The sequence below is a fragment of the Citrobacter sp. wls827 genome (assembly GCF_005280875.1).
Lineage (GTDB): Bacteria > Pseudomonadota > Gammaproteobacteria > Enterobacterales > Enterobacteriaceae > Citrobacter > Citrobacter youngae.
Genome location: NZ_SZWR01000010.1, coordinates 328,100 through 331,665 on the forward strand (window position 1 = coordinate 328,100; position 3,566 = coordinate 331,665).

2 protein-coding genes are annotated in these 3,566 nt (G+C 54.2%); one reads left to right on the plus strand and one right to left on the minus strand.

The features are described from left to right. Positions 1-9: 9 nt before the first annotated feature. Complete coding sequence (gene ubiG / locus FDX03_RS04935) at positions 10-738, minus strand: bifunctional 2-polyprenyl-6-hydroxyphenol methylase/3-demethylubiquinol 3-O-methyltransferase UbiG (RefSeq protein ID WP_137345549.1); 729 nt, start codon at positions 736-738, stop codon at positions 10-12. Positions 739-896: 158 nt separating this feature from the next. On the opposite strand from ubiG, the gene gyrA reads away from it, so the two are divergent. Beyond that, complete coding sequence (gene gyrA, locus FDX03_RS04940) at positions 897-3,533, plus strand: DNA topoisomerase (ATP-hydrolyzing) subunit A (protein ID WP_048211105.1); 2,637 nt, start codon at positions 897-899, stop codon at positions 3,531-3,533. The last annotated feature ends 33 nt before the right edge of the window (positions 3,534-3,566 follow it).

Below are 3,566 nucleotides of genomic sequence, written 5' to 3' on the forward strand. Positions count from 1 at the left end.
AGCGCTGGTTTATTCGCTTTTGGCGGTGGTATGCACCATATAGTTCACATCAACGCCGGGGCCCAGTTTAAAGGTGTTGGTAATGGGGTTGTAGTGCAGGCCGGTCATATGACGCTCTTTCAGTACGGTCTGGTCAACCCACTCTAACAGTTCAGCGGGCTTAATAAATTTTTTCACATCGTGCGTACCTTTAGGCACCATGCGCAGAATATATTCCGCGCCGACCACCGCCATCAGCCAGGATTTGCCGTTGCGGTTTAGCGTGGAGAAAAACACTTCGCCGCCCGGTTTAACCAGTCTGGCGCAGGCCCTGACCACCGACTGCGGGTCTGGTACGTGCTCCAGCATTTCCATGCAGGTCACAACGTCATACTGGTGCGCATGCTTATCCGCATGTTCTTCGACAGTTTCTTGTACGTACTCCACCTGGATGCCGCTCTCCAGCGCATGCAGTTTTGCGACCTGTAACGGTTCAAAGCCCATGTCCAGCCCGGTGACGGTTGCGCCTTCGCGCGCCATGCTTTCCGCCAGAATACCGCCGCCGCAGCCGACGTCGAGTACCTTTTTACCAAACAGACCGCCTGACCGTTCGGCGATATAGCCCAGACGCAGCGGATTTATGCGGTGCAGAGGCTTAAATTCACCCTCAAGATCCCACCAGCGCGACGCGACTGCTTCAAATTTGGCAATTTCTTCATGGTCAACGTTGTGAGTTACCGGGGGTTTTTCGGCATTCATTGGGGCTTCTACTCCTAAATTTGCGATGCAAACGAGTATATCAGCCTGACGGGATGAATAAAGCCTCTGTCTGGGGGAATCCATTTACCTGAATCTTCACGTATGTGTTATAATTTGCGACCTTTGAATCCGGGATACAGTAGAGGGATAGCGGTTAGATGAGCGACCTTGCGAGAGAAATTACACCGGTCAACATTGAGGAAGAGCTGAAGAGCTCCTATCTGGATTATGCGATGTCGGTCATTGTTGGCCGTGCGCTGCCGGACGTCCGAGATGGCCTGAAGCCGGTACACCGTCGCGTACTTTACGCCATGAACGTATTGGGCAACGACTGGAATAAAGCCTATAAAAAATCTGCCCGTGTCGTTGGTGACGTAATCGGTAAATACCACCCTCATGGTGATACCGCCGTTTACGACACCATTGTTCGTATGGCGCAGCCATTCTCCTTGCGTTACATGCTGGTGGATGGTCAGGGTAACTTTGGTTCTGTCGATGGCGACTCCGCAGCTGCGATGCGTTATACGGAAATCCGTATGTCGAAAATCGCCCACGAGCTGATGGCTGACCTGGAAAAAGAAACGGTTGATTTCGTCGATAACTACGACGGCACCGAACGCATTCCAGACGTTATGCCAACCAAAATTCCTAACCTGCTGGTGAACGGTTCGTCCGGTATCGCGGTAGGTATGGCAACCAATATTCCGCCGCACAACCTGACGGAAGTGGTCAACGGCTGTCTGGCATATATTGACGATGAAGACATCAGCATTGAAGGGCTGATGGAACATATTCCGGGTCCGGACTTCCCGACCGCAGCGATCATCAATGGTCGTCGTGGTATCGAAGAAGCTTACCGTACCGGTCGCGGCAAGGTATACATTCGCGCACGTGCAGAAGTCGAAGCTGACGCGAAAACTGGCCGCGAAACCATCATCGTGCATGAAATTCCGTATCAGGTGAACAAAGCACGCCTGATCGAGAAAATCGCCGAGCTGGTAAAAGATAAACGCGTTGAAGGCATCAGCGCGCTGCGTGACGAGTCTGACAAAGACGGTATGCGCATCGTGATTGAAGTGAAACGCGATGCGGTCGGGGAAGTGGTGCTGAACAACCTCTACTCCCAGACCCAACTGCAGGTTTCTTTCGGTATCAACATGGTTGCGCTGCACCATGGTCAGCCGAAGATCATGAACCTGAAAGAGATTATCGCTGCATTTGTTCGTCACCGTCGTGAAGTGGTTACCCGCCGTACTATTTTTGAACTGCGTAAAGCCCGCGACCGTGCGCACATCCTCGAAGCGCTGGCGATTGCTCTTGCCAACATCGATCCGATCATCGAACTGATCCGTCGTGCGCCGACCCCGGCAGAAGCGAAAGCGGCGCTGGTTGCGCGCTCCTGGGAACTGGGGAACGTCTCTGCCATGCTGGAACGTGCGGGTGATGACGCTGCGCGTCCTGAGTGGCTGGAACCTGAGTTTGGCGTGCGTGATGGTCAGTACTACCTGACTGAACAGCAGGCCCAGGCGATTCTGGATCTGCGTCTGCAGAAACTGACCGGCCTTGAGCATGAAAAACTGCTCGACGAATACAAAGAGCTGCTGGAGCAGATCGCCGAACTGTTGCACATTCTGGGCAGTGCCGATCGTCTGATGGAAGTTATCCGTGAAGAGATGGAGCTGGTTCGCGAGCAGTTCGGCGACGCGCGTCGTACCGAAATCACCGCGAACAGCGCTGACATCAACATCGAAGATCTGATTAGCCAGGAAGATGTTGTCGTGACCTTGTCTCATCAGGGCTACGTGAAATATCAGCCGTTAACCGACTACGAAGCACAGCGTCGTGGCGGGAAAGGTAAATCAGCAGCACGCATTAAAGAAGAAGACTTTATCGACCGCCTGCTGGTGGCCAACACCCATGACACGATCCTCTGCTTCTCCAGCCGCGGTCGTTTGTACTGGATGAAGGTTTATCAGTTGCCAGAAGCCAGCCGTGGCGCGCGTGGACGTCCAATCGTCAACCTGCTGCCGCTGGAAGCTAACGAACGTATTACCGCGATTCTGCCAGTACGCGAGTACGAAGAGGGCGTTAACGTCTTCATGGCGACCGCCAGCGGTACCGTGAAGAAAACGGCGCTGACCGAGTTCAGCCGTCCGCGTTCAGCCGGTATCATTGCGGTTAATCTGAACGAAGGCGACGAACTGATTGGCGTTGACCTGACGTCCGGTTCTGATGAAGTCATGCTGTTCTCTGCTGCCGGTAAAGTGGTGCGCTTCAAAGAAGACGCCGTTCGTGCGATGGGGCGTACCGCGACCGGTGTACGTGGTATCAAGCTGGCCGGGGAAGATAAAGTTGTTTCTCTGATTGTTCCGCGCGGTGAAGGTGCCATCCTGACCGTGACGCAGAACGGCTACGGTAAGCGTACCGCAGCGGAAGAGTATCCGACGAAGTCTCGTGCGACGCAGGGCGTTATCTCCATCAAAGTCACCGAACGCAACGGCTCTGTTGTTGGCGCGGTACAGGTTGAAGATACTGACCAGATCATGATGATCACCGATGCCGGTACGCTGGTGCGTACACGCGTGTCGGAAATCAGCGTGGTAGGGCGTAACACCCAGGGCGTGATCCTCATCCGTACTGCGGAAGATGAAAACGTTGTGGGCCTGCAACGTGTTGCTGAACCGGTTGATGATGAAGAGCTCGACTCCATCGACGGCAGCGCTGCGGAAGGGGACGAGGATATCGCTCCTGAAGCTGAAAGCGACGATGATGCGGCAGACGACGCAGAAGAGTAATTAAGTTGTGATGAGAAGGGCCGGAGAAATCCG

Bases quoted from the DNA above. Each gene is read 5' to 3' on its own strand.
- ubiG (WP_137345549.1), bottom strand. From the start codon at position 738: ATGAATGCCGAAAAACCCCCGGTAACTCACAACGTTGACCATGAAGAA.
- gyrA (WP_048211105.1), top strand. From the start codon at position 897: ATGAGCGACCTTGCGAGAGAAATTACACCGGTCAACATTGAGGAAGAG.